22 protein-coding genes are annotated in these 25,690 nt (G+C 41.9%); 14 read left to right on the forward strand and 8 right to left on the reverse strand.

Annotated features, from left to right (window positions below):
• Window positions 1-4 precede the first annotated feature (4 nt).
• The 9 genes from nqrF (at window position 5) to cyoE (ending at window position 8,609) form a co-directional block, all read left to right on the forward strand.
• On the forward strand, window positions 5-1,228 hold the full coding sequence (gene nqrF / locus AAGD16_RS04205) for an NADH:ubiquinone reductase (Na(+)-transporting) subunit F (RefSeq protein WP_013464349.1): 1,224 nt from the start codon (window positions 5-7) through the stop codon (window positions 1,226-1,228).
• 140 nt (window positions 1,229-1,368) lie between these two features.
• Entirely contained in the window at window positions 1,369-2,394 is a 1,026-nt protein-coding gene (locus AAGD16_RS04210) for an FAD:protein FMN transferase (protein ID WP_377113820.1), read from the forward strand.
• 97 nt (window positions 2,395-2,491) lie between these two features.
• Window positions 2,492-2,704: a (Na+)-NQR maturation NqrM gene (nqrM, locus tag AAGD16_RS04215; RefSeq protein WP_010391098.1), complete on the forward strand. Its 213-nt coding sequence runs from the start codon at window positions 2,492-2,494 to the stop codon at window positions 2,702-2,704.
• Window positions 2,705-3,029: 325 nt separating this feature from the next.
• Window positions 3,030-3,458, forward strand: coding sequence for a hypothetical protein (locus AAGD16_RS04220; protein ID WP_013464351.1), 429 nt, complete (start codon window positions 3,030-3,032; stop codon window positions 3,456-3,458).
• A gap of 327 nt (window positions 3,459-3,785) precedes the next feature.
• Entirely contained in the window at window positions 3,786-4,739 is a 954-nt protein-coding gene (gene cyoA / locus AAGD16_RS04225) for a ubiquinol oxidase subunit II (RefSeq protein ID WP_377113825.1), read from the forward strand.
• 2 nt (window positions 4,740-4,741) lie between these two features.
• Window positions 4,742-6,730: a cytochrome o ubiquinol oxidase subunit I gene (gene cyoB / locus AAGD16_RS04230; protein WP_377113828.1), complete on the forward strand. Its 1,989-nt coding sequence runs from the start codon at window positions 4,742-4,744 to the stop codon at window positions 6,728-6,730.
• The gene (gene cyoC, locus AAGD16_RS04235) at window positions 6,727-7,359 is read left to right on the forward strand and encodes a cytochrome o ubiquinol oxidase subunit III (RefSeq protein WP_008111916.1); all 633 of its coding nucleotides are present in this window, start codon (window positions 6,727-6,729) and stop codon (window positions 7,357-7,359) included. Before cyoB ends, cyoC begins: the two co-directional genes overlap by 4 nt.
• On the forward strand, window positions 7,359-7,715 hold the full coding sequence (gene cyoD / locus AAGD16_RS04240; protein WP_377113832.1) for a cytochrome o ubiquinol oxidase subunit IV: 357 nt from the start codon (window positions 7,359-7,361) through the stop codon (window positions 7,713-7,715). Before cyoC ends, cyoD begins: the two co-directional genes overlap by 1 nt.
• Before the next feature lie 9 nt (window positions 7,716-7,724).
• On the forward strand, window positions 7,725-8,609 hold the full coding sequence (gene cyoE / locus AAGD16_RS04245) for a heme o synthase (RefSeq protein ID WP_008111919.1): 885 nt from the start codon (window positions 7,725-7,727) through the stop codon (window positions 8,607-8,609).
• Between the two features lie 95 nt (window positions 8,610-8,704).
• Here the strand turns inward: cyoE and AAGD16_RS04250 are convergent, their stop codons facing one another.
• The 4 genes from AAGD16_RS04250 to AAGD16_RS04265 all read right to left on the reverse strand — a co-directional run bounded on the left by AAGD16_RS04250 (window position 8,705) and on the right by AAGD16_RS04265 (window position 14,842).
• A complete protein-coding gene (locus tag AAGD16_RS04250) occupies window positions 8,705-9,382 on the reverse strand; it encodes a hypothetical protein (RefSeq protein ID WP_013464357.1) in 678 nt (225 codons plus the stop codon).
• A 135-nt stretch (window positions 9,383-9,517) separates the two neighbouring features.
• A complete protein-coding gene (locus AAGD16_RS04255; protein ID WP_016899376.1) occupies window positions 9,518-11,485 on the reverse strand; it encodes a phytase in 1,968 nt (655 codons plus the stop codon).
• 11 nt (window positions 11,486-11,496) lie between these two features.
• Entirely contained in the window at window positions 11,497-12,471 is a 975-nt protein-coding gene (locus tag AAGD16_RS04260) for a metallophosphoesterase (RefSeq protein ID WP_016899377.1), read from the reverse strand.
• Between the two features lie 64 nt (window positions 12,472-12,535).
• Window positions 12,536-14,842, reverse strand: coding sequence for a TonB-dependent receptor plug domain-containing protein (locus AAGD16_RS04265; protein WP_377113838.1), 2,307 nt, complete (start codon window positions 14,840-14,842; stop codon window positions 12,536-12,538).
• Between the two features lie 285 nt (window positions 14,843-15,127).
• Here AAGD16_RS04265 and AAGD16_RS04270 point away from each other — a divergent pair, with 285 nt between their 5' ends.
• Window positions 15,128-16,036, forward strand: a complete 909-nt coding sequence (locus tag AAGD16_RS04270) for a GGDEF domain-containing protein (protein ID WP_377113841.1) — start codon at window positions 15,128-15,130, stop codon at window positions 16,034-16,036.
• Entirely contained in the window at window positions 16,020-17,018 is a 999-nt protein-coding gene (locus tag AAGD16_RS04275; protein ID WP_024601899.1) for an AraC family transcriptional regulator ligand-binding domain-containing protein, read from the forward strand. Before AAGD16_RS04270 ends, AAGD16_RS04275 begins: the two co-directional genes overlap by 17 nt.
• Here AAGD16_RS04275 and AAGD16_RS04280 read toward each other — a convergent pair whose 3' ends face one another.
• From AAGD16_RS04280 to ettA, 3 genes are all read right to left on the reverse strand, one after another.
• Window positions 17,019-17,927, reverse strand: a complete 909-nt coding sequence (locus AAGD16_RS04280; RefSeq protein ID WP_024601900.1) for a histone deacetylase — start codon at window positions 17,925-17,927, stop codon at window positions 17,019-17,021.
• A gap of 57 nt (window positions 17,928-17,984) precedes the next feature.
• Window positions 17,985-18,347 carry a PilZ domain-containing protein gene (locus tag AAGD16_RS04285; RefSeq protein ID WP_016899382.1) on the reverse strand — a complete coding sequence of 121 codons (363 nt, stop codon included), beginning with the start codon at window positions 18,345-18,347 and terminating at the stop codon, window positions 17,985-17,987.
• A gap of 137 nt (window positions 18,348-18,484) precedes the next feature.
• Complete coding sequence (gene ettA / locus AAGD16_RS04290; protein WP_016899384.1) at window positions 18,485-20,158, reverse strand: energy-dependent translational throttle protein EttA; 1,674 nt, start codon at window positions 20,156-20,158, stop codon at window positions 18,485-18,487.
• A gap of 224 nt (window positions 20,159-20,382) precedes the next feature.
• Here ettA and metA point away from each other — a divergent pair, with 224 nt between their 5' ends.
• From metA to metH, 3 genes are read left to right on the forward strand one after another with little or no spacing between them, the layout of a single operon-like run.
• A complete protein-coding gene (gene metA, locus AAGD16_RS04295; protein WP_016899385.1) occupies window positions 20,383-21,330 on the forward strand; it encodes a homoserine O-succinyltransferase in 948 nt (315 codons plus the stop codon).
• A complete protein-coding gene (locus tag AAGD16_RS04300; protein ID WP_016899386.1) occupies window positions 21,320-22,390 on the forward strand; it encodes a homocysteine S-methyltransferase family protein in 1,071 nt (356 codons plus the stop codon). Before metA ends, AAGD16_RS04300 begins: the two co-directional genes overlap by 11 nt.
• Before the next feature lie 10 nt (window positions 22,391-22,400).
• Window positions 22,401-25,031: a methionine synthase gene (gene metH / locus AAGD16_RS04305; RefSeq protein WP_377113848.1), complete on the forward strand. Its 2,631-nt coding sequence runs from the start codon at window positions 22,401-22,403 to the stop codon at window positions 25,029-25,031.
• A gap of 90 nt (window positions 25,032-25,121) precedes the next feature.
• On the opposite strand, the gene AAGD16_RS04310 is transcribed toward metH, so the two are convergent.
• Complete coding sequence (locus AAGD16_RS04310) at window positions 25,122-25,676, reverse strand: hypothetical protein (RefSeq protein WP_377113851.1); 555 nt, start codon at window positions 25,674-25,676, stop codon at window positions 25,122-25,124.
• Window positions 25,677-25,690 lie beyond the last annotated feature (14 nt).

Consider the following 25,690-nt stretch of genomic DNA (forward strand, 5'->3'; position numbering starts at 1 on the left):
AATCATGGATATTTTCTTAGGCGTTGGTGTTTTTATCGCTATCGTTGTAATACTAGTTTTAATCATCATTGGTGCTAAATCTAAGCTAGTTGCAAGCGGTGACATCATCATCGGTATTAATGGCGATCCAGACAAAGCCATTAAAACATCAGCAGGTAGTAAGCTATTAGGTGCACTATCTGAGTCAGGTATTTTCGTATCTTCTGCATGTGGTGGCGGTGGCTCTTGTGGTCAGTGTCGCGTTCACATTAAAGAAGGTGGCGGTGATATTCTGCCAACTGAACTTGACCACATCTCTAAAGGTGAAGCACGTGAAGGTTGTCGTTTAGCGTGTCAGGTTAATGTTAAAAATGACATGGAAATTGAACTTGAAGAGTCAATTTTCGGTGTTAAAAAATGGGATTGTGAAGTTATCTCTAACGATAACAAAGCAACGTTCATCAAAGAACTTAAGCTACAAATTCCAGATGGCGAGTCAGTGCCGTTCCGTGCGGGTGGTTACATCCAAATCGAAGCGCCAGCTCACCATGTTAAATACGCTGATTTCGATATTCCTGAAGAGTATCGTGGCGATTGGAACCATTTTGGTTTCTTCGACCTGGAGTCAAAAGTAGACGAAGAAACAATTCGTGCTTACTCAATGGCTAACTACCCAGAAGAAGAAGGCATTATTATGCTTAACGTGCGTATCGCTACGCCGCCGCCAAGAAACCTAAGCCTACCATGTGGTAAAATGTCATCGTACATTTGGTCACTGAAAGAAGGTGATAAAGTAACTATTTCTGGTCCATTTGGTGAGTTCTTCGCTAAAGACACAGACGCTGAAATGGTATTCGTAGGTGGTGGTGCAGGTATGGCACCAATGCGTTCACATATCTTTGACCAACTTAAGCGTTTAAACTCTAAGCGTAAAATTAGTTTCTGGTATGGTGCACGTTCTAAGCGTGAAATGTTTTATGTTGAAGATTTTGACGGCCTAGCTGAGCAAAACGATAACTTCGTTTGGCATACAGCGCTTTCAGATCCGCAACCAGAAGATAACTGGGAAGGCTACACTGGCTTTATCCACAACGTGTTATTTGAGAACTATCTTAAAGACCACGAAGCGCCTGAAGATTGTGAGTTCTACATGTGTGGTCCTCCAATGATGAATGCGGCAGTTATCTCTATGCTTAAAGATTTAGGCGTAGAAGAAGAAAACATCTTATTAGATGATTTCGGTGGCTAATACCCAAACTAAATAAATTTAGTTAAAATACCAGCCTCATAGCACTAAGTGTTATGAGGCTTTTTTATATCAACTGATTGAGTTTGGCTTTACCGCTGATTTTAGTTGATACTCTATTTAACCTTTATAAGTAGGCTATTATGAATCGATTAAGCACAGTTAAAGGCGTGGTAGCCTTATTTTTAATCATATCCACGTTACTTATCACCGGTTGTGGCAATTCACAACAAAACGAAGAAGCTTACCTTGAAGGTAAAACGATGGGGACAACTTACCACATTAAGTTTTACGCTGATCAAGTAGACCCTCAAGCAGTACAAGCAGAAATAGATGCGGTTTTAGTTGATATTAACCAGTCTATGTCGACCTATATTGAAGAGTCAGAAATAAACACCTTTAACCGTTTAGGTGCTAATCAAGTAATGCCAATTAGTGATGACTTTAGAGCGGTTATTGCAGAATCTATACGAATTGGTGATTCAACTAAAACACTCGATGTGACTATGGGGCCGCTAATCGATTTATGGGGATTTGGTCCTGATAAAAAACCAACAAAGCGCCCAACGGATGAAGCACTGGCAAATATGGTCAGTAACATTGGTATAGATAAGCTGGTTCTTAATGAGCAAGGGTTAGCTAAAACAGTTGATGATTTAGAGCTGTCGTTTTCGGCTACAGCAAAAGGCTATGGTATTGATAAAGTTGCTGAGCTATTACAAAGTAAAGGCATTACAGATTACATGGTTGAAATTGGTGGAGAACTGCGTATTGCTGGTACAAAACCAGACAATCAAGCATGGCGAATAGCAATCGAACAACCTGATGCAAATCCGGGCGAGCGCAAAGTACACCGCGTATTAACACCGGGTAATAATGGTATTGCCACCTCTGGCGATTATAGAATTTTTTATACTATGGATGGTGAAACCTATACGCACCTTATTGATCCGATGTCAGGCATGCCAATTAAGCACGATTTAGTCTCTGTTACTGTTTTACACCCAAGTGCAATGACGGCGGACGGTTTAGCGACTGCTTTAACGGTAATGGGCATGGAAAAGGCACAACGTTATGCGCAGCAGCATGATTTACCTGTGTATTTAATTGCGAAATCGGCACAGGGGTTAGTCACCTATTCAAGCCCTGCGTTTAAGCCTTATTTATAGTCTTTAGGTTTATATCCTTATCATGAGGGTATATAATGCAATAAGCTCAGATATGATGTTTGGGCTCATTTTATTGCTGAACAATAGGGGCTAAGCAATGTCACTTTTTTTTCTAACCTTTGGCTTACTTATTTTAATTGTCGCTGCAATGGCGATAGGCATGATAGTACAAAGAAAATCGATGGCGAGTAGCTGCGGAGGCCTAGGCTCTGTAGGTATTGATAAAGCATGTGATTGCGATGATCCATGTGATAAACGCAAAAAGCGTCTAGCCAAAGAGCAAGTATGGAAAGAAAACCAAATTCTTTAAATAGGGTATCCCTGTTTAAACAAAAAAACCTCTCGTAGCTCACTACGGGAGGTTTTTTATTTATATCGGCATAAATAAATCACCAGCCGATAAAATAATCGTGTTTTTATCTTGAACAGAAAATTCTCTTTGTTATACTCATGCCCGAACTTTCAGTAAGTTTTGAAAGTTCTATTGATGCGGATCAAAACTAGCTTGGCAAAATAGTGCTAATGCGTTGAGACTGTATTTCATGTCACTGTATAAGGCTTTACGGCTGCAACCTTTTTTGTTGCCACGGTGTACTCCGAATTTTGTTATTAGTCATTTTAATAGGTTAATGTTTTTGAACTCACTTTCTTTGTTTCATACCAGCGCTTTGCTTACCTTAGGTAAGTCAGTGTTGCATGAGCGCTTTAAAAAAGCGAAAAAGGGCGTGAGTGTGGCTGTAACATTATTAGTTTTTAATGTCGTTATGTTGCTTAGTGGCGCTATTGAGGATGCCTTTAGGCTTGAAGCATTGGTCAGTGATGGCTTTTTTATAGAGCCATTATTACTGACAATTGCCGAATTTTTAGCTCATCCCATCTTATCGTGTCAGTTACTTATTGGCCTTTGTTGGCTATTGTTCCACATGTTTCCAGCGCGTCGTGCTGGAATAATCCTCCGTAAAGCAGCCTTTGCTTTTAGCGAGGCTAAAGTTCAGCAACCAGTGCAAGCTGCGCATGGTTGTCGTGCTCCACCTAGCTTTACAGGTTGTCTGTTTACCCATTAATTTTATGGGTATAGGTTACACCTGTGGTATCTAATTATTTATTCTTGCTGTAAATAACGATTACTTTCATTGTAGCTTAGTGTTTTTTACACACTCTCAGCCAACCACACCTCACCCAAGTTAATTTTGATTGCGTTATATTAATGTGTTTAAAAAGCTGGGTTGGTTCTGCTAGGTGTTTATTATTAAGCCAGTGGTCAATACTTCATGCTTGCATTCGCTCTGCATTATTGTAATTCAATCTTAATTAACTTGGGTTTTTATCAAATATCGTTGCTAAATATTTTTGGCAGCTAATAAAAACTCTTTAGGTTTTAGGATAGTCCCTTGTTAATTCGTAACCTTTTTAATATTGCTTTAGCTAGTATGGCGCTGATTTTATCAGGCTGTAATGGCGGGGTACTCGACCCAAAAGGGCAGATAGGTATTGATGAGAAAAATCTGATCATCATCGCCACTGTGCTTATGTTGTTAGTTGTGATCCCCGTTATTGTGATGACTTTATATTTTGCTTGGAAATACAGAGACACACAAAACCATGAAATTTACGCACCAAAATGGGCTCACTCTAATAAGATTGAGGCTGTTGTATGGGCGGTTCCAATTGTTATTGTTGTTATTTTAGGTGTGATCACCTGGCAGTCAACGCAAGAGCTTGACCCCTATAAACCGATAGAGGGTAAAGGTGAACATCTTACTGTTGAAGTGGTGTCACTTAATTGGAAATGGTTATTTATTTACCCTGAACAAGGTATTGCCACGGTAAACGAATTGGTATTTCCTGCTAATGTTCCGGTTGAATACAAAATCACGTCAGAAAGTACCATGAACTCGTTTTTTATTCCTCAGTTAGGTAGTCAAATCTACTCAATGGCGGGTATGGAAACTAAGCTGCATTTAATTGCTAATGAGCCAGGCACGTTTAAAGGCTTTTCGGCTAATTACAGTGGTGCGGGTTTTACTGGTATGAAATTTAATGCCATCGCAACGACAACAAAAGCTGATTTTAACCAGTGGGTTGAACAGGTTAAAACCAACGCCAATAGCCTTACTCATGCCAATTATGTTGAGCTTGCCAAAGCGAGTGAAAACAATCCCGTCGCTTATTATGGCAAGGTTGATGACGGTTTATTTCATACCATAGTGATGAAATACATGCAGGCGCATGGCGATATGAATAAAAAACATCATGCCATGGGTAAACATCAGCAGATGAGTAATGAGCATCAAGCAATGGGTAATCATTCAATGCCATCATCACACAGCCAGGGCGAGGAATAATCATGTCGTTTTTAGGTAAATTATCTATAGATGCAATTCCGTTTCATGAACCTATTATCATGGTTACTATGGCGGTGATTGCTGTTGTCGGGCTTATTATAGCTGGGCTAATAACAAAATATAAAAAATGGGGTGTGCTTTGGCGTGACTGGATCACCTCGGTTGATCATAAACGCTTAGGCATTATGTACATTTTATTAGCACTAATCATGCTGTTTCGTGGTTTTTCTGATGCCATTATGATGCGTGCGCAGTTAGCGCTTGCTACCAGTGGCGCGCCAGGTTATCTGCCGCCAGAGCATTACGACCAAATATTCACCGCTCATGGCGTTATTATGATCATCTTTATGGCGATGCCATTTATGATTGGTTTAATGAATATTGTTGTACCACTGCAAATTGGTGCCCGTGATGTGGCTTTTCCATTTTTAAATAATTTAAGTTTTTGGTTTACCGCTAGTGGTGCCATTTTAATAAATTTATCACTTATATTTGGTGAATTTGCCAAAACAGGCTGGGTTGCTTACCCACCGTTGTCGGAGTTGACCTTTAGCCCTGGGGTGGGGGTCGATTATTATATTTGGGCCTTGCAAATATCGGGGCTCGGTACGCTATTAACCGCTGTTAACTTCCTAGTGACAGTATTTAAAATGCGTGCCCCTGGTATGACACTGATGAAAATGCCAATTTTCACATGGGCATGTACGTGGGCAAATATCTTAATTGCGGCATCATTTCCAATTTTAACCGCAGTGCTTGCCATGCTAACGCTAGACCGTTATTTAGATTTCCACTTCTTCACTAATGAAGCAGGCGGTAACGCCATGATGTATATCAACCTGTTTTGGGCATGGGGTCACCCAGAGGTATACATTTTAGTATTACCAGCTTTTGGTATCTTCTCTGAAATAGTGTCGACCTTCACTGGTAAACGTTTATTTGGTTATAAATCGATGGTATATGCCAGCGGTGCCATTTCTATTCTTGGTTTTATTGTATGGTTACATCACTTCTTTACTATGGGCTCAAGCGCTAATGTAAATGCCTTCTTTGGGGTGATGACCATGGTCATAGCTGTGCCTACTGGGGTTAAGTTATTTAGTTGGTTGTTTACTATTTACCGTGGTCGCTTGCGCATTACTGTGCCCGTACTGTGGACGCTTGGTTTTATGGTTACCTTCAGTATTGGTGGTATGACGGGGGTATTACTAGCAATCCCTGGTGCCGATTATGTATTGCATAACAGCTTATTCTTAATTGCTCACTTTCATAACACCATTATTGGTGGCGCAGTATTTGGCTACTTAGCTGGTTTTGTTTTTTGGTTTCCAAAAGCAATGGGCTTTAAGCTTGATGAGCGTTGGGGTAAAGCATCATTTTGGTGTTGGTTAATCGGTTTCTTTGTAGCCTTTATGCCATTGTACGTACTCGGCTTTTTAGGCATGACTCGTCGCTTAAATCACTCTAATAATCCTGATTGGAATATCTGGCTTTATATTGCTGCAGTGGGTGCCGTGATTATTATGTTCGGTATTATTTGCCAAGTTATTCAGCTTTATGTGAGCTTTAAAAACCGCGAAGCGCTTGATGATACCACCGGCGATCCTTGGAACGGTCACACCCTTGAATGGTCAACGTCATCACCGCCACAATACTATAACTTTGCTGAAATCCCGCATGTTGATGATATTGATACATGGACTGACATGAAAGAAAAAGGCCTAGCTTATCAAGGTAAATCTAGCTATAGCCCAATTCATATGCCAAAAAATACGGCATCGGGTGTGCTTATTGCTGCGAGTTTAACGGCGTTTTGTTTTGCCATGATCTGGCATATTTGGTGGCTAGCAGGGCTTGGTTTTATTGGCGCGATTGCGCTGTTTATTAACCGTGCTTACACCAGCGATGTAGATTACTACGTGCAAAACGATGAAATATTACAAATAGAAGGCGCGCATATTGCCAGTAATACGAAGGAGGTAAGCGCATGAGTACGTTATCTGCAACTCAAGGCCATGTAAATTTAGAGCCTCATAGCGTAAGTCATACGCATGAGCATCACGATACCTCTGGCGATACAATCTTTGGCTTTTGGCTTTATTTAATGACCGATTGCCTTTTATTTGCCTCATTTTTTGCAACCTACGCAGTGCTTTATATGAACACCGCAGGTGGTGTATCGGGCAAAGATATTTTTGAGCTTGATTTTGTTGCCGTAGAAACTGCGGCGCTACTTATAAGTAGTATTACCTTTGGTTTTGCCATGATTGCCGCTCAAGGGCAAAAAAAGGCGCTGACGCTTGGTTGGCTCGCGGTTACTTTTTGTTTAGGCGCGGTGTTTATTGGCATGGAAATTTATGAGTTCCATCATTTAATTGTTCATGGCAATGGCCCACAGCAAAGTGCTTTTTTAACATCGTTTTTCTCATTAGTGGGTTTGCATGGTTTACATGTAACTGCAGGCCTTATTTGGATGAGCATAATGATGATAGAAGTGATCAAGCGCGGTTTAGGTAAACAAACCGTCACGCGCTTAAGTTGCTTAAGCTTATTTTGGCACTTTTTAGATATTGTGTGGATTTGTGTATTTACCGTTGTTTATTTAATGGGAGCAATGTAATGAGTCATAGTGAAACGCATGCTTTAACGCAAATGCAAAGCCAACATCATGAACAGTCGCATGGCAGTGTTAAAACCTATCTTATTGGTTTTGTTTTGTCAGTGATTTTAACGGCCATTCCATTTTGGATGGTGATGGAGGGCGATTTTTCAAAAGTCACCACGCTTTTGAGTATCGTTACTTTTGCAATCGTGCAAATTTGGGTGCATTTAAAATACTTTTTACACCTTAATTTCACCACCGATGAAGGCAAAGCGAATACCTTTACCTTCTTGTTTAGCGCGTTGATCATCGTCATGGTGGTTGGACTGTCTGTTTGGATCATTTATGAATCAAACGCAATGATGATGTATTAGAGGTTTCAGATGTTTCGTCGTTATTTAGCTGTTACTAAGCCAGGTATTATTATGGGGAATTTGATCAGCGTTGCCGGTGGTTTTTTACTTGCCGCCCGCGGTGATATAGACCCATGGTTAATGTTGGTTACCTTGGTTGGTTTATCGCTTGTTGTTGCATCGGGATGTGCCATAAACAATGTTATAGATAGAGACATTGATGTTGCTATGGCACGTACTCGCTCACGTGTAACTGTAACGGGCGAAATGTCTGCAAAAGCCGCTTTAAGCCATGGCGTGTTATTAGGGCTAATTGGCTTTGGCTTATTAATCGCCTTTACCACTCAAGCGGCGGTATTTTTTGCCGCCTTTGGCTATGTCATTTATGTAGGGGTGTACAGCCTCTACATGAAACGCAACTCTGTTTACGGCACCTTTATTGGTAGTCTGTCGGGCGCAGTTCCACCTGTTGTTGGCTATTGCGCCGTTACGGGTGTGTTCGATATGGGTGCATTAATACTGTTGGTGATGTTTAGTTTGTGGCAAATGCCGCACTCATATGCGATTGCTATTTTTCGCTTTAAAGATTACCAAGCCGCTAATATTCCAGTATTGCCCGTGGCGCAAGGTGTTAACAAAGCTAAGCGCCATATTGTGCTTTATATTGCGGTATATGCTTTAGTGGTGATGCTATTGCCAATTAGTGGTTATACCGGTGCTGCCTTTATGGCCGTTGCCTGTATTACCAGTTTTTGGTGGTTACTCATGGCACTTAGAGGATATCGCTACAACATAGACACCACCCGTTGGGCACGCCAAGTGTTTGCGTTTTCTATTATTAATATTACCGCTTTGAGTATTGCCATGGCGGTAGATTATCAAACAATTGCGCCACAACTAGTGGCGCTAAACTGATCTAAAACGATCAATGAACCGAGTTAATTCCCAAAGTTAACCAAAGGCTCTGAGCATTGCGAGGAGCCTTTTTTCGTCCCTAAAACAAGGCTAAGTTATTTACTCAAGCTTTCAGCATCATAAAACATGGGTTTCAATGTGCCACAATTTATAAACTTATAATTGAGCTCACCAGCAGAGGGCACTTCAGTTGAGGTGCGAAATTTTTGTAAACAGGCACCACTTAAATCAACAAACATAATATGATGATAGCTTGGTGGCTGAGTTATTTGGTGAATATAAATACGCTCGTTATTTTTTAGCGTAACCATATCGTACTGTTGCCATTTTGAGGCTGGGCTTAAATCAGTTAGCTCACGAGTAAATAACTGCTCGCTAAGCTCTATTAATTTATCACTGTAAACTAAGCTACCTCCTTGTCTAAAATCTCCAAGGTATACATCTGCGGTAATCGCGACTTCTTCGCCTCGCATTAAGCGTTGAATATTAAACGGCTTTGATTTTACGGTAACTAACTCAGCGTCACGTACTAAATCTAAAAATGGAATATCAGATACATCTACCTTGTACATAACATGTACATCATAAGGAAGCTCAAAGCTTGGAATGTTAATCGCGTATACACTTGAACCTTTATTAACCAACACCATGGCATGCTCTGCTTCATATTTGGGGTTTAATGGCGGAAGTTCTGGTGGCTCTTCGGCATTAGCAAGCGAGCTGGTACAAAATATAATGCTGATAAATAAATATACGAAGTAGGGTAGCCGCATAATAACCTCAATTAATTTATAGATATAAAGTGTAGTATACATTTATACATAATTATCTTTAGTTATATTTTAGTAAAGCTTAAACGTGATACACACTAAAGCTTTAGTGTGTATCAGTACATTTAGGGTTAGCTATTATCTAATTGCTTTTTTCACTTCGCGCCAGTCAATAATTTTAAAGTTTTGTGGTTGTAGGGGCATGCGATTGTAGCCATCTTGTACTATGAGCATGCCTTCAGGGTAACCTGGCAAAGCCGTTGCTGTAACGGTTAAACCGTCAGTTTCACCTACGCCATCAATGCCTTTATCTAGGTTTGCAATTACATTAAACTTACCTGCAAAGCTTAGACTAGGCTCTTTGTCATCTGAGATTTTATAAAGCACATAGCTATTATCGCCTTGGCTTGATACTACTAAATAGCGAGCATCATTAGCATGATAAATCTCCATACCTTCAACATCTGCCACCAGTTGCTCATTAACACTTTGTAGCTTTACTGCTTTGTTACCAGCGGTAGGCTCTGCACCGATATACCAAATGCCTGCATCTTCTTCACCTGCAAATAGTTGGCCTAGATTATCATCAGCGCTACAGCCTTCAGGTTGGCTTGGTAGAGTAAACTCTCTAACCAGTTCACCACTTAAATTACTTTGCTCACCGGTGAGTTTATACTGCTGAAATAAACCTGATTTATCATTAACAAACACGTAATGGCCAGACTCAGAGGAATACATACACATACCGTAAATCTCAGGTAGGTTAGTGGCTATTTCTGTCACATGGTTTACTTGGTTATCGCCATCTACAGTAAATACGCTAATGCTATTAAGAGTACGGTTACTGGCAGTGATCCACGTATGGGTCTGGTTGTTTATACCTTGATGTTGGCGCACATCAACATTATTTAAACGCCCAACATTAAGCGATTGTACTTTGCTGCCAGCAAGATCATAAACCATCAAGCCGCGACGTTTATCAGTGCCTAAAATTAAGCTTTTTTTAGCGTCTTGCTCATTAATCCAAATAGCCGGATCATCTGCTGCATCACCAAACGCAGCAACCGGTGTAGTTTGTGCGCTGGCATGAAGGTGAGTCATCGCGACATTGTTTTGTGAAGTCGCTGTTTGCGCTGTGTAGTTAACGTTTGCTTGAATATAGGCGCCTGTTTCATCATCAATTAATACCAGCTGGGCTTGACTGTCATTGATAAAGCTCGCTGCAACAGACTCTATTGTGTGCTCACCTGCCAGTGACCATTGGCTTAGCTTGTCTGTTTGAGCTTGGTAAGCATAAACCACATTACCATCAGTGGCACTGAGCCATAAAGTACCGTCTTGTGATACCGATAGAGCCCCGATTTCACTGTTTAATTCGCCGTAGGGTTGTACCAAAGCCACAGGCTGCTTATTGGCATCAGATTCTGCATCCGCGTTAATGGCCCACACTCCGAGCTCTGCCTCACCCACATACAGGGTTTTTGTGTCGTCATTTACTGCACAACCTGAAGCCTCTGTGACTGCAGAGAACTCACGTACTGCGATATTTTTAGCTTGGTTAGTGGCTAAATCATAAATAACCGTTTCGCTGATCAAGCCGCGAACATCTGGCACAAATGCTGATACAGTTTTGTTATTGCTGTTTTTAAATAAACATACGGCATCGGGCTGGGCTTGAGGTGGACTAATGCGAGTGAGTTCATTTAGCTGCCAAGTTTGGCCATTTTTTATAAGCTTAAAAATAACCACATTATCTTGGTTGTTATCTAGAGTTGCCAATAAAAATTGCTGCGTTGCTATTTTTTTCAGTGAAATTGACTCAAAGTTACCGGCGAGCAGCACACTGTCTTTCTCGTTATCGGCAAGAAATAAGCCTTGGCTTTCGCTCGCTATTAGCCATTGATTATTACCTAGCGATGCAGCTTGTGAGCCTTGCATGTTTTGTTGTGGGCCGAATAATTTGGTTTCAATGTCTGTTTTTTCAATATATGGTTTTGTAACTGCTGCATTATTTTGCGTATCGTTATTACGTGTACAGCCGCTTATAGTAGTCAATAGAAGTGCACTGCCAAGCACAGCTGAAATTGTATTTAGTTTAAAGTTCATTATTTTATCCTTTACTTATCTAGGTGCTTTTCAGTGCTAAAACGTACTTCACCAAGGTGGTTAATCGCGCTCATTGTTAGCGTTTCACCATTGATTGAGATACTTAAAAAACCCGGTGTTGCTTCTGCGTAGCGGGTAAATTCACGTTGTTTTACAAACCGTGCTTCACTGCCACCACCAGAGACAAAGTGAGCCACCTTGCTATTTTTTGGTTGATTGTATTGCAAGTCGTGCTCGTGCCCTGCGATATAAACGTGCACGTTATGGCGTTCTAAAATAGGTTCTAAAATGTCGCGAAGACCTTGGTTGCGACCAAAGCGTTTACCGCTAGAGTAAAGCGGGTGATGGCCAACAACAATTTTCCATTTTGCGTTACTGCCAGCTAGTTGGGTTTCAAGCCATGCCAATTGTGTTTGATAGTTTTGACTTTGGGTTGAGCGGTATTTTTCACGGGTTTTATATTCAGGTTGAATCGGGTTGGTATCTAAAAAAACCATTAACACTTGCTCGTTGTTTTCAAGTGCAAATGTTTTACTGTAGTACCTTGCTGGTAATTGCCAGCGCTGACTTTTTGCTGTGTAGTCAATTTGTGCTTGAGCATTACCAAGGTAATCGTGATTACCCAAAACAACATACCAATCTTCAAATGTGTGAGGGCCGTGGTATATATTCTCAAAGGCTGATTGCCAAAGAGGATCGTTCACACTTGCCACACCATTTGGGTAAAAGTTATCGCCGGTCGAGACAACAAAATCGGCATCGGTTTGGTACATGGCGATTTCTAGCTGATGAGCCACCTCTTTTTGATAAAAGTGGCCGTTGTGTCCCCAATCACCAATAACCATAAAGTTAAGGCTATTAGATAACGTAGTTAACTTGGCTATTTTTTGTTGTTGATATAGCGTATCTTTATAAATAACGGGCTCACCAGCACTAAGCGCTGATGAGCAAAGTAGCGCGGCCATTATGAAAGACAATTTAAACATGTTCTATCTCCAAAAAAGCACGCGATGGCTTGCCAATACGTGCTTAAAATGACAATACGTGTGATTAAAATGCGTAACGTAGCATTACTTGAATCACAGGACCTGCTTCTTCCGATTCAAGCTCGTACTCATCAAAGTTACGATTATTTTGATCATCAAGAGAGTCAAACTTGTTGAAAACTTCATCTTTACTGGCATCAAGTAGGTTTGAACCAACTAGGCGAAGCGTTACATTTTCCCAGCGTTTTTCTACGAATAACTCTAAATCAGCACCATAAGAGGTTGTCACTTCTTCACCCACAAAGCGTCCGTATGCATCACCTTGATTACGGTACGTGGCACCAAATGATGCGCCAAGTGTTGGTAAATCTTGGATAAAGCCTACGTTATAAACATAATCAGATTGGTCATTAAATTTACGCTTACCAAAGCTGTCTTCAACTTCACTGTCGAGCCAAGAGTAGTTTAAGAAGATACCAGTGTTAGGCATGTTCAAGGCGCTTAGTGGAGTTGATAAATCAAACTCAACACCTTGAACTGTGCCATCACCAGTATTTTGTGGTTGCAGTACAAATGTGCCTTCGCCTTCAGAGCCTTCAACACCGGTACTGGCAATTTCAATAAGGTCGCTAACGTCACGGTAAAATACGTTTACACCAACAACACCACTTTTACCTAAACGGTATTCATAGCCTAAATCGATACCCCAAGATGATTCTGGTTTAAGGCTTGGGTTGCCTAAAAAGTCATTATCAGCGAGCTCTTTTTCAAGTAAGGCGGTTGTCATGTAGTCAAAGTCAGGGCGGCGTAAGCTGTGAGCAACAGAGGCACTGACTCGGCCGTTATCGCTGATGCTATAACGAAAGTGAGCCGACGGTAAGAAAAAGTCATAATCATTCTCGGCAGTTACGCCTTCATTGGTATCAGTAATACTTGAATCAGTTGACTCCCAGCGCACACCCATCTCCCACGAGAACACATCGGCTTCGTGTTTGATTAGCGCAAATAAATCAAAACGGTCTTCTTCTAGGGTATTGACGCCACCAGCCACTGGTTCAAAGGCGTTGTCAAAACCGGCAAGAGTCAGTGGATTCTCAGTAAATTGATCCCAATTGGTAAAGTCTTTTTCAAGCTCATCTTCAGCGACAAAAATAGCGGTATCGCGCTCTTTGCCTTGTATAAAAGCACCAAATTGGATTTCTTTTGAATCACCTACTAGTAAGCTGTGCTGCCATTGTAATGACCATTCTTTATCATCGATATCAACGGTTTCTTCTGCTTCTTCAAATACCATTGGAAGTTCTGAGGTATCAAGCTCAACTTCTTGTTCGTAAACAGACTCTTCAAAGCTGGCGTAACCCACTTTAAATTTACTGGTGCCGCCGAGCAGAGGTAATTCATAGCCAGAATTAATGTTGTAGTTGGTTTGATTAATAAACGAAACGTTTGCGTTATCTGAGAGTAAATTACCCCCTTCAACAACAGAGCCTGACGTTGCCGTTGGGTTGTCGTATTCAAAAGAGCGTTCGTCTTCAGTACGGTCGGTATCAACCCACATAGCACTAATGTCAAACTTACCGTCATTATCAAATACCTTCTCAAAGCTGGCATTTAAAGAGGTATCATCGCCATCACGGGTATCAGATTGATCTTCACGGTTATCAAAATCGTCTGTTGCGTAATTCGGGTTATTTTCAGGGCTATCGCCATAACGTCTGCTTGATTTTTGTTTTGGGTTATAACGACCTTGTAAATTAGCGCCTAACAGTAAACGCCCACCTGCAAACTCAGTGCCGTAAACGCCCGCAAGGCTCTCTTTTATTTCGCCATCATCATAACGTAAGCCACCAGCGCGAATATAACCGCCGTCTAAGCTATAGCCATCGCGTAGTACAATATTAAGCGTACCTGCTATGGCATCGGCAGAGCGGTTGGCACTAGATGAGCGAATAATTTCTACACGCTCAATTAATTCTGCAGGAATACGGTCAACAAAGAATGAACGGTCAGCACCTGCGCCCGGAACTTCCTCGCCATTAATAAGTACTTTTGTGTAAGCAGGGCTTAAGCCTCGCATACGTGCGCCGTCTGATTCCAGTACATCAGATAAAAAAGTAACACTAGGAACACGCTTTAATGCATCACCTGCGGTGAGTGGTTCAAAGCGCTGAAAGTATTCTTGTGAGTATTCAAGCGTGGGCGCTAGTTCTTGCGAGCGGTTGCGATAACCAATCTCGCCATATACCACAAGTTCTTCAGAAACCTTTACTTCAGGTTCTCTTGGTGATGTTTGTTCTTGTGCATTCACGCTAACACTAAATTGGCTCAGTGCTAACGCCGCCACAACAGCATTTAACTTAAATTGTTTCATTGATTTGCTCCGGTTGTCCTTGGTTTGGTGAGCAAACTAAAAAAAGTTAATGACGCTAATGTGACAGTTTTACCGTTAATTCCTGACAAAACGCCAACTTAGTGCTTTTTAAACAGACATTTGAGCTGTTTAAACACGGCTCCAGCGCACTAAAGATGGTTATTACTAGGTTAAATACCTATAAATTTTAATCTCAATGTCATATCAATGAGCCAATATGACCCTGCCGAACACAGCATGACTAAGCTAGCATGCAGACCAACATAGACTAAAGAAGCCACCCTAATGCGATATAACCCATTTACCAGCCATGCAAAATTAACCAACACCATCATTTTATTATTGGTTATTGCTGTAGCAATATGCGCTTACTTTGGCGAACTTAAGCAATGGCAAGACATTGCGTGGCTCGATATTGTTGGTGAGGGCGGTATTGTGTTGATGACACTCAGCTGGATAGTTGCGTTACTTATTTCACGACCGCCAGGCAAAGTAACTACCTTATTAGTGTTAGGTTTAGGTTTGTTTATGTTCTCAGCCACGCTCGATTTACTCGATGAGTGGTTAAAGCAACCTTCACAATTATGGCTCACCTGGTTTGAATCACTGCCAGCGCCGTTTGGTATGTCGCTTACCAGCGCTGGGCTTTATTATTGGCACCAAGAACAGTTTGTTCTAAATCGTCAGTTACGTCGTCGTGAAGCGCATCTGCGAGAGCATGAAAAAGTCTGTCCTGTAACAGGGTTATACCGAGTTAACTACTTACATTCACTCATGCAGCAACAACAAACAGAGCAGCAAGGCGGCACTTTAGGCGTTATTGATATTCGTGATTTTGCAAAGTTTAATGCGCAGTTTGGTTTTAGTGAAGGTGATAGGTTACTAAGAGAAATTAGTGATTTATTAGTAATTAATTGCCGTTTGAATGATGTGCTTTGTCGCTATGCTGGCGATTGTTTTATTGTGCTTATGCCGAATACCAGCCAAAGCCAAGCCAAAGAATTACTAGCGCAAATGAAAGCGGCGCTTAACCATTGTGCGTTTAAAGTCGCAAAAAGCAAAGGCGCACAGTTCCAGCATATTTTAACCGCCACCATGGCAATGGATTTAGCGCAAGATCCAGTGCAGCAAACCAGCCAGTTACATCAACAATTACAACAAGAAAAGGCCCTTGTAGGTGCAGCAGTATATTAGCCTAGATGATAAATACCTCAGCGCGGAGGGAATGATCACTGCGCTGGTGGAGCTTGCTCAAGGGCGAGGGATCCCGCTGCATAAATTGCTGCGTGGTACGGGTATTTTTGAGCAAGATTTATATGATCTATCACAGCGCTTTAGTTTATCCCAGTTATTGGCTTTAATTAGCCAGTTTAAAGCCTTAATGAAGAGTAATGATAGTGGCTTTTTACTGGGTCATCAATTGGTTAATGACGTTAGCCCAGCAGTGCAAAGTGTGCGTTTAAGCCCCAGTTTAGGTATGGCTTTAAAGCAATTACAACAAATTAGTACCGTTATTGCCCCTTTATTATTTACCCGTAAGCATATATTTAAAGACGATTTATATCTGTACTTGCAACCGAGTATCGGTATGGACGAGTCATTAAAAAATTATTGTTTTGAAATATATAGCGCTGCGTTAATGAGCTTGCTTAAACGAGTATGTAATGTGTATCCACATTGTTATTTTGACTTTACCTGTAAACGCCCTCGGCATATTCAAGAATATGAGCAGCACTTAGGCTTACGAATACGGTTTGAACAACCCTATACCCGTTGGCACTTTAATAAACAACTACTTAAGTGCACAAACCCAGAGGCTAGTCAGCTTAGGTGGCAGCAGTGCATAGCGCAAAGTGAGTTACATAAGAATGTATCACAGTCTTTTGTTGAGGCTGTGTGCCAGCGCATTTACCGTGATAAAAACAACAGCCTTGCTAACAGTGCTGAGCATTTTGCCATGAGCTCTGCTACGTTTAAACGTAAGTTAAAACAACACGGTGTCAGTTATTCTCAATTACAAGATGAGCAAAATAAACTTAAAGCTCTGCATTTACTGGGGGTGTGCCAGCAAGGTAATGAACGAGTGGCTGATCGGCTTGCATTTTATGATATTCCTAATTTTCGCCGTGCATTTAAGCGTTGGACAGGTATTACGCCGAGTCAGTTAAAAGTATAATTAAAAACTGGCAGCTTGCTCTATAACAATGCCATGACGTTTTGCTAGGCGCTGATGATCTCTGTCATAGCCTCCACCAATCACAGTGGCTACAGGTGTATTATTTGCAAGGCAACGCTTAAGCACTATGTGGTCGCGCTTTTCTATTCCTTGCCAACTAATATCCAGTTTGCCTAAGCCATCCTCTTGCCAAATATCAACCCCAGCATCATACAAAACCAGATCTGGGTTAAGCTCGTGTAATAAAAATTGTAGCGTATCGTCAACAATACCTAAGTATTCAGCGTCTTGCATATTATTGGCTAAACCAATATCTAAATCGCTAGGAGACTTTCTAAATGGGAAGTTTTTCTCACAATGTATTGAACAGGTAAACGCATAAGGTTGATGAGCCAGCATGGCTGCGGTGCCATCACCTTGGTGAACATCTAAATCAAAAATCAGTACGTTGGTAACTTCACGATTTTGAATTAACGTTTGTGCGGTAAAAGCTAAATCGTTCACCATGCAAAAACCCGAGCCAAAATCACTGTGGGCATGGTGAGTGCCGCCCGCTAAATGGCACGCAAGACCACTTTTAAGCGCTAAACGCGCAGTTTGCAGTGTCCCTAATGGGGCGGTAAATGTGCGGTTCATTAGTGCTTGCGACCAAGGTAGGCCTATACGGCGCATGGCTTTTTCATCTAGGCGATTATGCCATAAATCGTGAATGTAGTTTTCACAGTGCACTATTTCTAACTCTTCAACACGACCATGTGGTGGCTCTATGATATTGCTGCCAGCAAGCCCAAGGGTTTTAACATGCTGGTATAGCTGCGCAAATTTACTCATTACAAAGCGGTGTTTGGGATCAAAACTAAACGAGTAATTAGGATGATAAACTAAAGGTAGATTGGGATTTAAACTCATATCTGCGTCGTTTAATTATTTTTGGTTATGGTAATCAACTTCACGCAGTGCGTCTATTTATGTTTGGTAAATAAGCGTTTCAAGCTCACGGTGTAATAATGTTTCATCAGCAAGGTTTAGTTCAACCAAGCGCTTTAAATGCGTAATGCTGTCTATATCAATGTTATGACATTTAAGACCAATATGGTTTTCTTCTATGTGACGAATAACCACCGGCATTTTTATTTCAATATCGCTTTGTGGCAAGGTAAAACGTAATATTGCTTCGTCATTTTTGTTGCATGTAAAGGCATCGCTTTTAGTGATCAGTGCACCATGTAAAGAAATATCTAATAGGGTACATGCATACTGGGAGCTAGCCGTTTCCAATTGCGCTGCTGTAGAGAACATAATACGAGAAAATTGCCGACGGTTTTGCATAATAATCTTATAAAGTTGTTATTTATAATAAGCATAGCTGGTAATGCTCAACACGCCAATTTGCTCAAAGATAAAAATAGCTCGCATAAAAAAGCCCCGCATAAAATGCAGGGCTTTTAACTTATTCACTGTGGCTGTTAGCCAATTTTTTTGTACTTAATACGCTTAGGCTGTGCAGCTTCTGCGCCAAGGGTCTTTTTAAGCCACTCTTCGTACTCAGTGTAGTTACCATCAAAGAAGTTAATTTGGCCTTCGTCACGGTAATCTAAAATGTGTGTAGCAATACGGTCAAGGAACCAACGGTCATGCGAGATACACATGACACAACCAGGGAATTCTAAAATAGCATTCTCAAGGGCACGTAATGTTTCAACGTCCAAGTCATTGGTTGGCTCATCCAGTAGTACTAAGTTGCCGCCTGCTTTTAACAGCTTAGCTAGGTGTAAACGGTTGCGCTCACCACCTGAAAGGTCTTTAACAAACTTTTGTTGATCGTTACCTTTAAAGTTAAAACGGCTAACATAAGCACGGCTTGGGAACTCAAAGTTACCAATTTTTAGTACATCTTGGCCATCAGAGATTTCTTGGAATACCGTTTTGCTTTCGTCCATGTTGCCACGGAACTGATCAACAGTTGCCAGTTCTACTGTTTCACCAATGCTGATATTACCGCTATCTGGCTGCTCTTCACCGCTTAGCATTTTGAATAGCGTTGATTTACCTGCACCATTGGCACCAATAATACCCACAATAGCGCCTTTAGGCATGCTAAAGCTTAAATCATCAATTAAAACACGGTCGCCAAAGCTTTTACGTAAGTTGTTTACTTCTAATACTTGGTCACCTAAACGTGGGCCAGGTGGAATAAACAGCTCGTTGGTTTCGTTACGTTTTTGGTAATCAGACTGTTGTAGCTCGCTAAACTGTGCCATACGCGCTTTTGACTTAGCTTGACGACCTTTAGGGTTTGAACGAACCCATTCAAGTTCTTGTGCAATCGACTTTTGACGTGCTTTTTCAGATTTTTGCTCTTGTTGTAAGCGGGCATCTTTTTGCTCAAGCCAAGACGAGTAGTTACCTTCCCACGGAATACCTTCACCACGGTCAAGCTCTAAAATCCAGCCAGCAACATTATCAAGGAAGTAACGGTCATGCGTTACTGCCACAACAGTGCCTTCGTAGTCATGTAGGAAGCGCTCTAACCAGGCAACCGACTCAGCATCTAAGTGGTTAGTTGGCTCATCGAGAATAAGCATATCTGGTTTTTCAAGTAATAAACGACAAATAGCAACACGGCGGCGTTCACCACCCGATAGGTGCTCAATTTTAGCATCCCACTCAGGTAAACGCAGAGCATCGGCTGCACGCTCTAATACGTTATCGATATTATGACCATCGTGCGCTTGAATAACCGCTTCTAATTCACCTTGTTCTTTAGCCAGTGCGTCAAAGTCAGCGCCTTCCATTGCGTATTCGTTATACACTTCGTCAAGGCGGTTAAGGGCATGTTTTACTTCACCTACAGCTTCTTCAACAATTTCACGAACTGTTTTGCTTTCGTCCAAAACAGGCTCTTGCGGCAAGTAACCAATTTTAGTGCCTGGTTGAGGGCGAGCTTCACCTTCAAAATCTTCATCAACACCTGCCATAATGCGTAGTAATGATGATTTACCAGAACCATTTAGACCTAGCACACCAATTTTTGCGCCTGGGAAAAAATGCAACGAAATATCTTTTAAGATAGTGCGTTTTGGTGGCACAACCTTAGATACTCGACTCATCGAGAATATAAACTTATCAGGTAAAACCATGGAAGAAGCCTTCAATAATAATAAAAATTTCAATGCTGTATTGTAGTGGCTCACAGGTGAAACAGTCAACGAATGGGGCTGTTTTAAAGTACATATTCAATTTGTACAAACCGCGTGAATAAATTTCATTTAGACATCTATACATCTAGAGGTTGATATTTTTGGCATTCTGTTCATAATGAGAGCGTATTAATTCTCGGTTTTTATGAGCAGGAGCTTTAAGAATGCCAATTACAGTAGAAGATGAATTGCCAGCTATTGCACGTTTACGTCATGAAAACGTGTTTGTAATGCCAAAAACACGTGCAAAAACGCAAGAAATACGCCCTATGCGTTTGGCTATTCTTAATCTTATGCCTAATAAAGTAGAAACCGAAGTACAGTTTATTCGCTTGTTGGCTAATTCTCCGCTGCAAGTAAATGTTGAGCTATTGCGCCTAGACACGCACCGTAGCAGTAGTAACTCAGAGCAACACTTAGATACCTTTTATCGTTATTTCTCAGAAGTGAAAGACAACAACTATGATGCACTATTAATTACCGGTGCGCCGCTCGCACATTTAGAGTATGAAGAGGTGGCGTATTGGGAAGAATTCAAAGTGATTATTGATTGGGCCGAGCAGCATGTAACCTCTACCTTGTTTTCTTGCTGGGCTGCCCACGCGGCTTTATATCACCGTTATAATTTAAAGCGCGATTTAAAAGAAAATAAACTGTGTGGGGTGTTTACCCATCAATGCTACTTTGCCCATGGTGCACTTACCCGCGGCTTTGACGATACCTTTTTAGTGCCGCACTCACGCTATGGCCACATAGATATAAATAAAATAAACGCCTGTGAAGAGCTGGTGGTATTAGCGGGCTCTGAACGAGTCGGGGCTTATTTACTTAAAAATAAATCGGGCAGCCAAGTGTTTATTACCGGCCACCCAGAATACGATGCCGACAGTTTAAAAGCCGAATATGAGCGCGATTTACAAAAAAGCCCTGATGCGCCAAAGCCCGAAAACTATTTTCCTGATGACGATGCCAGCAAGCAACCATCTAAAACATGGCAAAGCCACGCGTTTTTGCTGTTTTCAAACTGGTTAAATTATTACGTTTACCAAACCACACCCTATGATATTAACTTAGTTAGCCAAGACGTAAGGACTAACAACTATGCCGAATAATCCTCAAAACAATAAGCATCAAGAGCTGAGCGCTGCGCTCAAACAGCGCATTTTAATTTTAGATGGTGCAATGGGAACCATGATCCAAGCGCATAAGCTTGAAGAGCAAGACTACCGTGGTGAACGTTTTAAAGATTGGCACGTGCTTATTAAAGGCAACAACGATTTATTAAGCCTAACCAAGCCAGAAATTATTACTGATATACACCGCAGCTTTTTAGCCGCTGGTGCCGATATTATCGAAACTAACACCTTTAACTCTACCACCATTTCGATGGAAGATTACGACATGGCGAGCATAAGCCGTGAAGTCAATTTAGAGTCGGCTAAGTTAGCCCGCGCTTCATGTGATGAATTTAGCGCCAAAACCCCAGAAAAACCGCGCTATGTAGCCGGTGTGTTAGGGCCAACGTCTAAAACCTGTTCGTTATCGCCGGATGTAAACGACCCCGGCTATCGTAATATCACCTTTGATAAGTTAGTGACTGCGTATGTTGAGTCAACCCTTGCGCTTATGGAGGGCGGTGTAGATATTATTTTAATCGAAACCATATTCGACACGCTTAATGCAAAAGCCGCCTCGTTCGCAGTAGAAGAAGCGTTTGAACAAGCAGGGCGCACATTGCCAGTGATGATTTCAGGTACTATTACTGATGCCTCAGGCCGTACGCTTTCAGGGCAAACCACCGAAGCATTTTATAACTCTATTCGTCATATTAAGCCGCTTTCAATTGGCTTAAATTGCGCCCTTGGGCCAGATTTACTGCGCCAATACGTTGAAGAGCTATCACGTGTGTGCGAAACCTTTGTCTCTGTTCATCCTAACGCGGGCTTACCCAATGAGTTTGGAGAATACGACTTAGAAGCAGACGACATGGCAAAAGAGATCATAGATTGGGGTAAATCGGGCTTTATTAATATTGTTGGCGGTTGCTGCGGCACTACGCCTGCGCACATTCGTGCCTTTGCCAAAGGGCTTGAAGGCACAGCACCACGAAAATTACCTGAGCTTGAAGTGCGTATGCGTTTATCAGGCCTAGAAGCCTGTAACTTAAATTAAGGAGCCGCCAATGACCCAACAAATTGCAGTATTTACCAATGTCGGCGAGCGTACTAACGTAACTGGCTCGGCCATGTTTAAACGTTTGATCATGGAAGAAGACTACGAAACAGCCCTTAATGTAGCTCGCGAACAAGTAGAAAATGGCGCCCAAGTTATTGATATCAACATGGACGAAGCCATGCTGGACTCAAAAGCGGCCATGGTGAAGTTTTTAAACTTAATTGCCTCAGAGCCTGATATTTCTAAAGTACCTATTATGGTCGACTCCTCTAAATGGGAAGTAATAGAAGCAGGCTTAAAGTGTATTCAAGGCAAGGCCATTGTTAACTCCATTTCACTCAAAGAGGGTGAAGAGCCGTTTATTCGCCAAGCTAAAATTATAAAACGCTTTGGCGCCGCCGCTGTTGTGATGGCATTTGATACCGACGGCCAAGCCGATACTGCAGACCGTAAGTTTGAAATTTGTGAGCGCAGCTACCGTATTTTGGTCGACGAAATTGGCTTTCCGCCAGAAGACATTATATTCGACCCCAACATATTTGCCGTTGCCACCGGCATAGAAGAGCACGACAACTACGCCGTAGAATTTATTGAAGGCACCCGTCGTATTAAGCAAAACTTACCCCATTGTAAAGTGTCGGGTGGGGTATCAAACGTATCGTTTTCATTCAGAGGTAATAACCCAGTACGCGAAGCGATTCACTCGGTATTTTTATATCATGCGATAAAAGCGGGCATGGATATGGGCATAGTAAACGCAGGGCAACTTGCGGTTTACGACGACATCCCCGAGGAACTTCGCAAAGCCGTAGAAGATGTAATTCTTAATACCGACCCCGGTGCTGGCGAGCGCCTTGTTGAACTTGCACCTAAATATTCAGGCATGGCGCAAGCTGAGCGGGTAGAAGATTTAGAATGGCGCACTTGGTCGGTTGAAAAACGCCTAGAGCATGCCCTAGTAAAAGGTATAACCACCTTTATAGATGAAGATACAGAAGAGTGCCGTGCTGGCGCCGATAAACCTATTCACGTCATTGAAGGGCCACTCATGGACGGCATGAACGTGGTTGGGGATTTATTTGGTGCCGGTAAAATGTTTTTACCGCAAGTGGTTAAGTCGGCCCGTGTAATGAAACGCGCGGTCGCCTACCTTGACCCATACATAGAAGCCGAAAAAGAGGAAGGCGCCACCAACGGTAAAATTGTTATGGCTACCGTAAAAGGTGACGTGCATGACATAGGTAAAAACATTGTTGGCGTAGTACTACAATGTAATAACTACGAAGTAATCGACCTTGGCGTAATGGTGCCAGCAGATAAAATACTGCAAACCGCGATTGACGAAAAAGCCGATATTATAGGCCTTTCGGGCTTAATTACCCCATCGCTTGATGAAATGGTACATGTTGCCAAAGAAATGAAGCGTCGTGGCTTTGAGCTACCACTCATGATTGGTGGGGCAACCACCTCAAAAGCGCATACCGCAGTTAAAATAGAGCCGCAGTACGACAAAGGCGTAGTGTATGTAAATAACGCCAGCCGCGCCGTGGGTGTGGTGTCTAATTTATTATCAAAAGAGCATAAAGCAGAATTTTTAGCTAAAACCAGCGCCGAGTACGACAAAGTACGCGAACAACAAGCACGCAAAAAGCCGCGCTCAAAACCGGTTACCATACAGCGCGCTCGTGATAATGCAGCACAGCTTGATTGGGATAACTACACCCCACCCGTGCCTAAAAAGCTGGGCGTGACTGAGTTTAAAAATGTATCAATCGCGACTTTACGCAAATACATAGACTGGACGCCGTACTTTATGACCTGGTCAATCGCCGGTAAATATCCGCGCATAATGACCGACGAAGTAGTGGGCGAACAAGCACAAAGCTTGTTTAAAGACGCCAACGACATGCTCGATGAACTTGAAAAGTCAGGCAGTTTACAGCCATTAGGTGTTATTGGTTTATTCCCAGCTAACCGTGTGGGCGATGATATAGAAATTTACACCGACGAAACGCGCAAAGAGCTATTAACTACCTCGAGCCATTTGCGCCAGCAAACCGAAAAAACCGACTTTGCTAATTACTGTTTAGCCGATTACATTGCGCCAAAAGGCACGCCTGATTACTTTGGTGCGTTTGCGGTAACAGGTGGCTTAGAAGAAGACGACCTAGCCAATGCGTTCGACGCACAGCAAGACGACTACAATAAAATAATGATAAAAGCGGTTGCTGATAGGCTCGCAGAAGCCTTTGCCGAATACTTGCACGAGCAGGTGCGAAAAGAGTATTGGGGTTATGCACCCGATGAAAACCTGCCTAACGATGAGCTAATTCGCGAAAACTACCAAGGTATTCGTCCAGCACCGGGTTACCCAGCGTGCCCAGAGCACACCGAGAAAAAGAAAATTTGGCAACTACTCGATACCGAAAAGCGCATTGGTATGCAGCTCACCAGCTCATACGCCATGTGGCCAGGTGCTGCGGTTTCGGGTTGGTACTTTTCACACCCACAAGCGAAATACTACGCCGTTGCTGCAATACAGAAGGATCAGGTAGAAGACTACGCTAAGCGAACAAATATGACGCTCGCAGAAGCCGAAAGGTGGTTATCGCCTAATTTGGGGTATGAGCCGGAGTAAAGCGAAGTGGTTAAATAGCGAAGCGGTCAGTTTTTAGCGGTCAGCTATCAGTTAAAACAAAAACGAGCCAAATTAGGCTCGTTTTTGTTTTTAAAGTTTATCAGTGAGCAACTCATTTATTTTATTCGTAACATCTTTTGGAGTTGGTTTAGTCGTTTGTTGTTTTAACCAATCTATTAGCTCCACTCTGACTTTAAAGCCTTCTTTAATGCAATAGCTTTGGGAGCTTACCCAAATATCAGGCGCACCAATTGAGCCTCGGCCATACCAATTACAAATACTATAACCTTCACTCTCAATTTTATTTTCAATAATGTTAGTGTAAACGGGTATGGTCACAACCATAACTAATAAAGTTATTCCACACAGTTTGAACCACTTATTCAGTAGGCTTGGGCTAATTTCAGTGTTCTTAATTTTTAGCCAGAGTAAGCCTGTTAGCGTCCCAAACATTGGAACGCAAAAAATTAAACTTGGGCTAAAGCTGCGTTCTTTAAAAATGAGGTCGTTGTTGTTTAAAGCTTCAATTACTGACGATACTTCAACCCATGCCGCAAAAGGTGAGGCTATGGTAAAAGTTAAAAACAGTATAAATAAAAAAGTATGTTTAATATTTTCGCTTAAAGTTAATTTTTCAGATGTCATTAAATTATCGTAAT

Origin of the sequence: Pseudoalteromonas sp. M58, from assembly GCF_042604605.1 — a bacterium.
Classification (GTDB): domain Bacteria; phylum Pseudomonadota; class Gammaproteobacteria; order Enterobacterales; family Alteromonadaceae; genus Pseudoalteromonas; species Pseudoalteromonas tetraodonis.

Bases quoted from the DNA above. Each gene is read 5' to 3' on its own strand.
- AAGD16_RS04270 (WP_377113841.1), top strand. From the start codon at position 15,128: ATGCGATATAACCCATTTACCAGCCATGCAAAATTAACCAACACCATC.
- AAGD16_RS04285 (WP_016899382.1), bottom strand. From the start codon at position 18,347: ATGCAAAACCGTCGGCAATTTTCTCGTATTATGTTCTCTACAGCAGCG.
- nqrM (WP_010391098.1), top strand. From the start codon at position 2,492: ATGTCACTTTTTTTTCTAACCTTTGGCTTACTTATTTTAATTGTCGCT.
- AAGD16_RS04265 (WP_377113838.1), bottom strand. From the start codon at position 14,842: ATGAAACAATTTAAGTTAAATGCTGTTGTGGCGGCGTTAGCACTGAGC.
- AAGD16_RS04300 (WP_016899386.1), top strand. From the start codon at position 21,320: ATGCCGAATAATCCTCAAAACAATAAGCATCAAGAGCTGAGCGCTGCG.
- metH (WP_377113848.1), top strand. From the start codon at position 22,401: ATGACCCAACAAATTGCAGTATTTACCAATGTCGGCGAGCGTACTAAC.
- AAGD16_RS04210 (WP_377113820.1), top strand. From the start codon at position 1,369: ATGAATCGATTAAGCACAGTTAAAGGCGTGGTAGCCTTATTTTTAATC.
- nqrF (WP_013464349.1), top strand. From the start codon at position 5: ATGGATATTTTCTTAGGCGTTGGTGTTTTTATCGCTATCGTTGTAATA.
- AAGD16_RS04310 (WP_377113851.1), bottom strand. From the start codon at position 25,676: ATGACATCTGAAAAATTAACTTTAAGCGAAAATATTAAACATACTTTT.
- AAGD16_RS04255 (WP_016899376.1), bottom strand. From the start codon at position 11,485: ATGAACTTTAAACTAAATACAATTTCAGCTGTGCTTGGCAGTGCACTT.
- ettA (WP_016899384.1), bottom strand. From the start codon at position 20,158: ATGGTTTTACCTGATAAGTTTATATTCTCGATGAGTCGAGTATCTAAG.
- AAGD16_RS04250 (WP_013464357.1), bottom strand. From the start codon at position 9,382: ATGCGGCTACCCTACTTCGTATATTTATTTATCAGCATTATATTTTGT.
- cyoB (WP_377113828.1), top strand. From the start codon at position 4,742: ATGTCGTTTTTAGGTAAATTATCTATAGATGCAATTCCGTTTCATGAA.
- AAGD16_RS04280 (WP_024601900.1), bottom strand. From the start codon at position 17,927: ATGAGTTTAAATCCCAATCTACCTTTAGTTTATCATCCTAATTACTCG.
- cyoD (WP_377113832.1), top strand. From the start codon at position 7,359: ATGAGTCATAGTGAAACGCATGCTTTAACGCAAATGCAAAGCCAACAT.
- AAGD16_RS04260 (WP_016899377.1), bottom strand. From the start codon at position 12,471: ATGTTTAAATTGTCTTTCATAATGGCCGCGCTACTTTGCTCATCAGCG.
- cyoC (WP_008111916.1), top strand. From the start codon at position 6,727: ATGAGTACGTTATCTGCAACTCAAGGCCATGTAAATTTAGAGCCTCAT.
- cyoE (WP_008111919.1), top strand. From the start codon at position 7,725: ATGTTTCGTCGTTATTTAGCTGTTACTAAGCCAGGTATTATTATGGGG.
- metA (WP_016899385.1), top strand. From the start codon at position 20,383: ATGCCAATTACAGTAGAAGATGAATTGCCAGCTATTGCACGTTTACGT.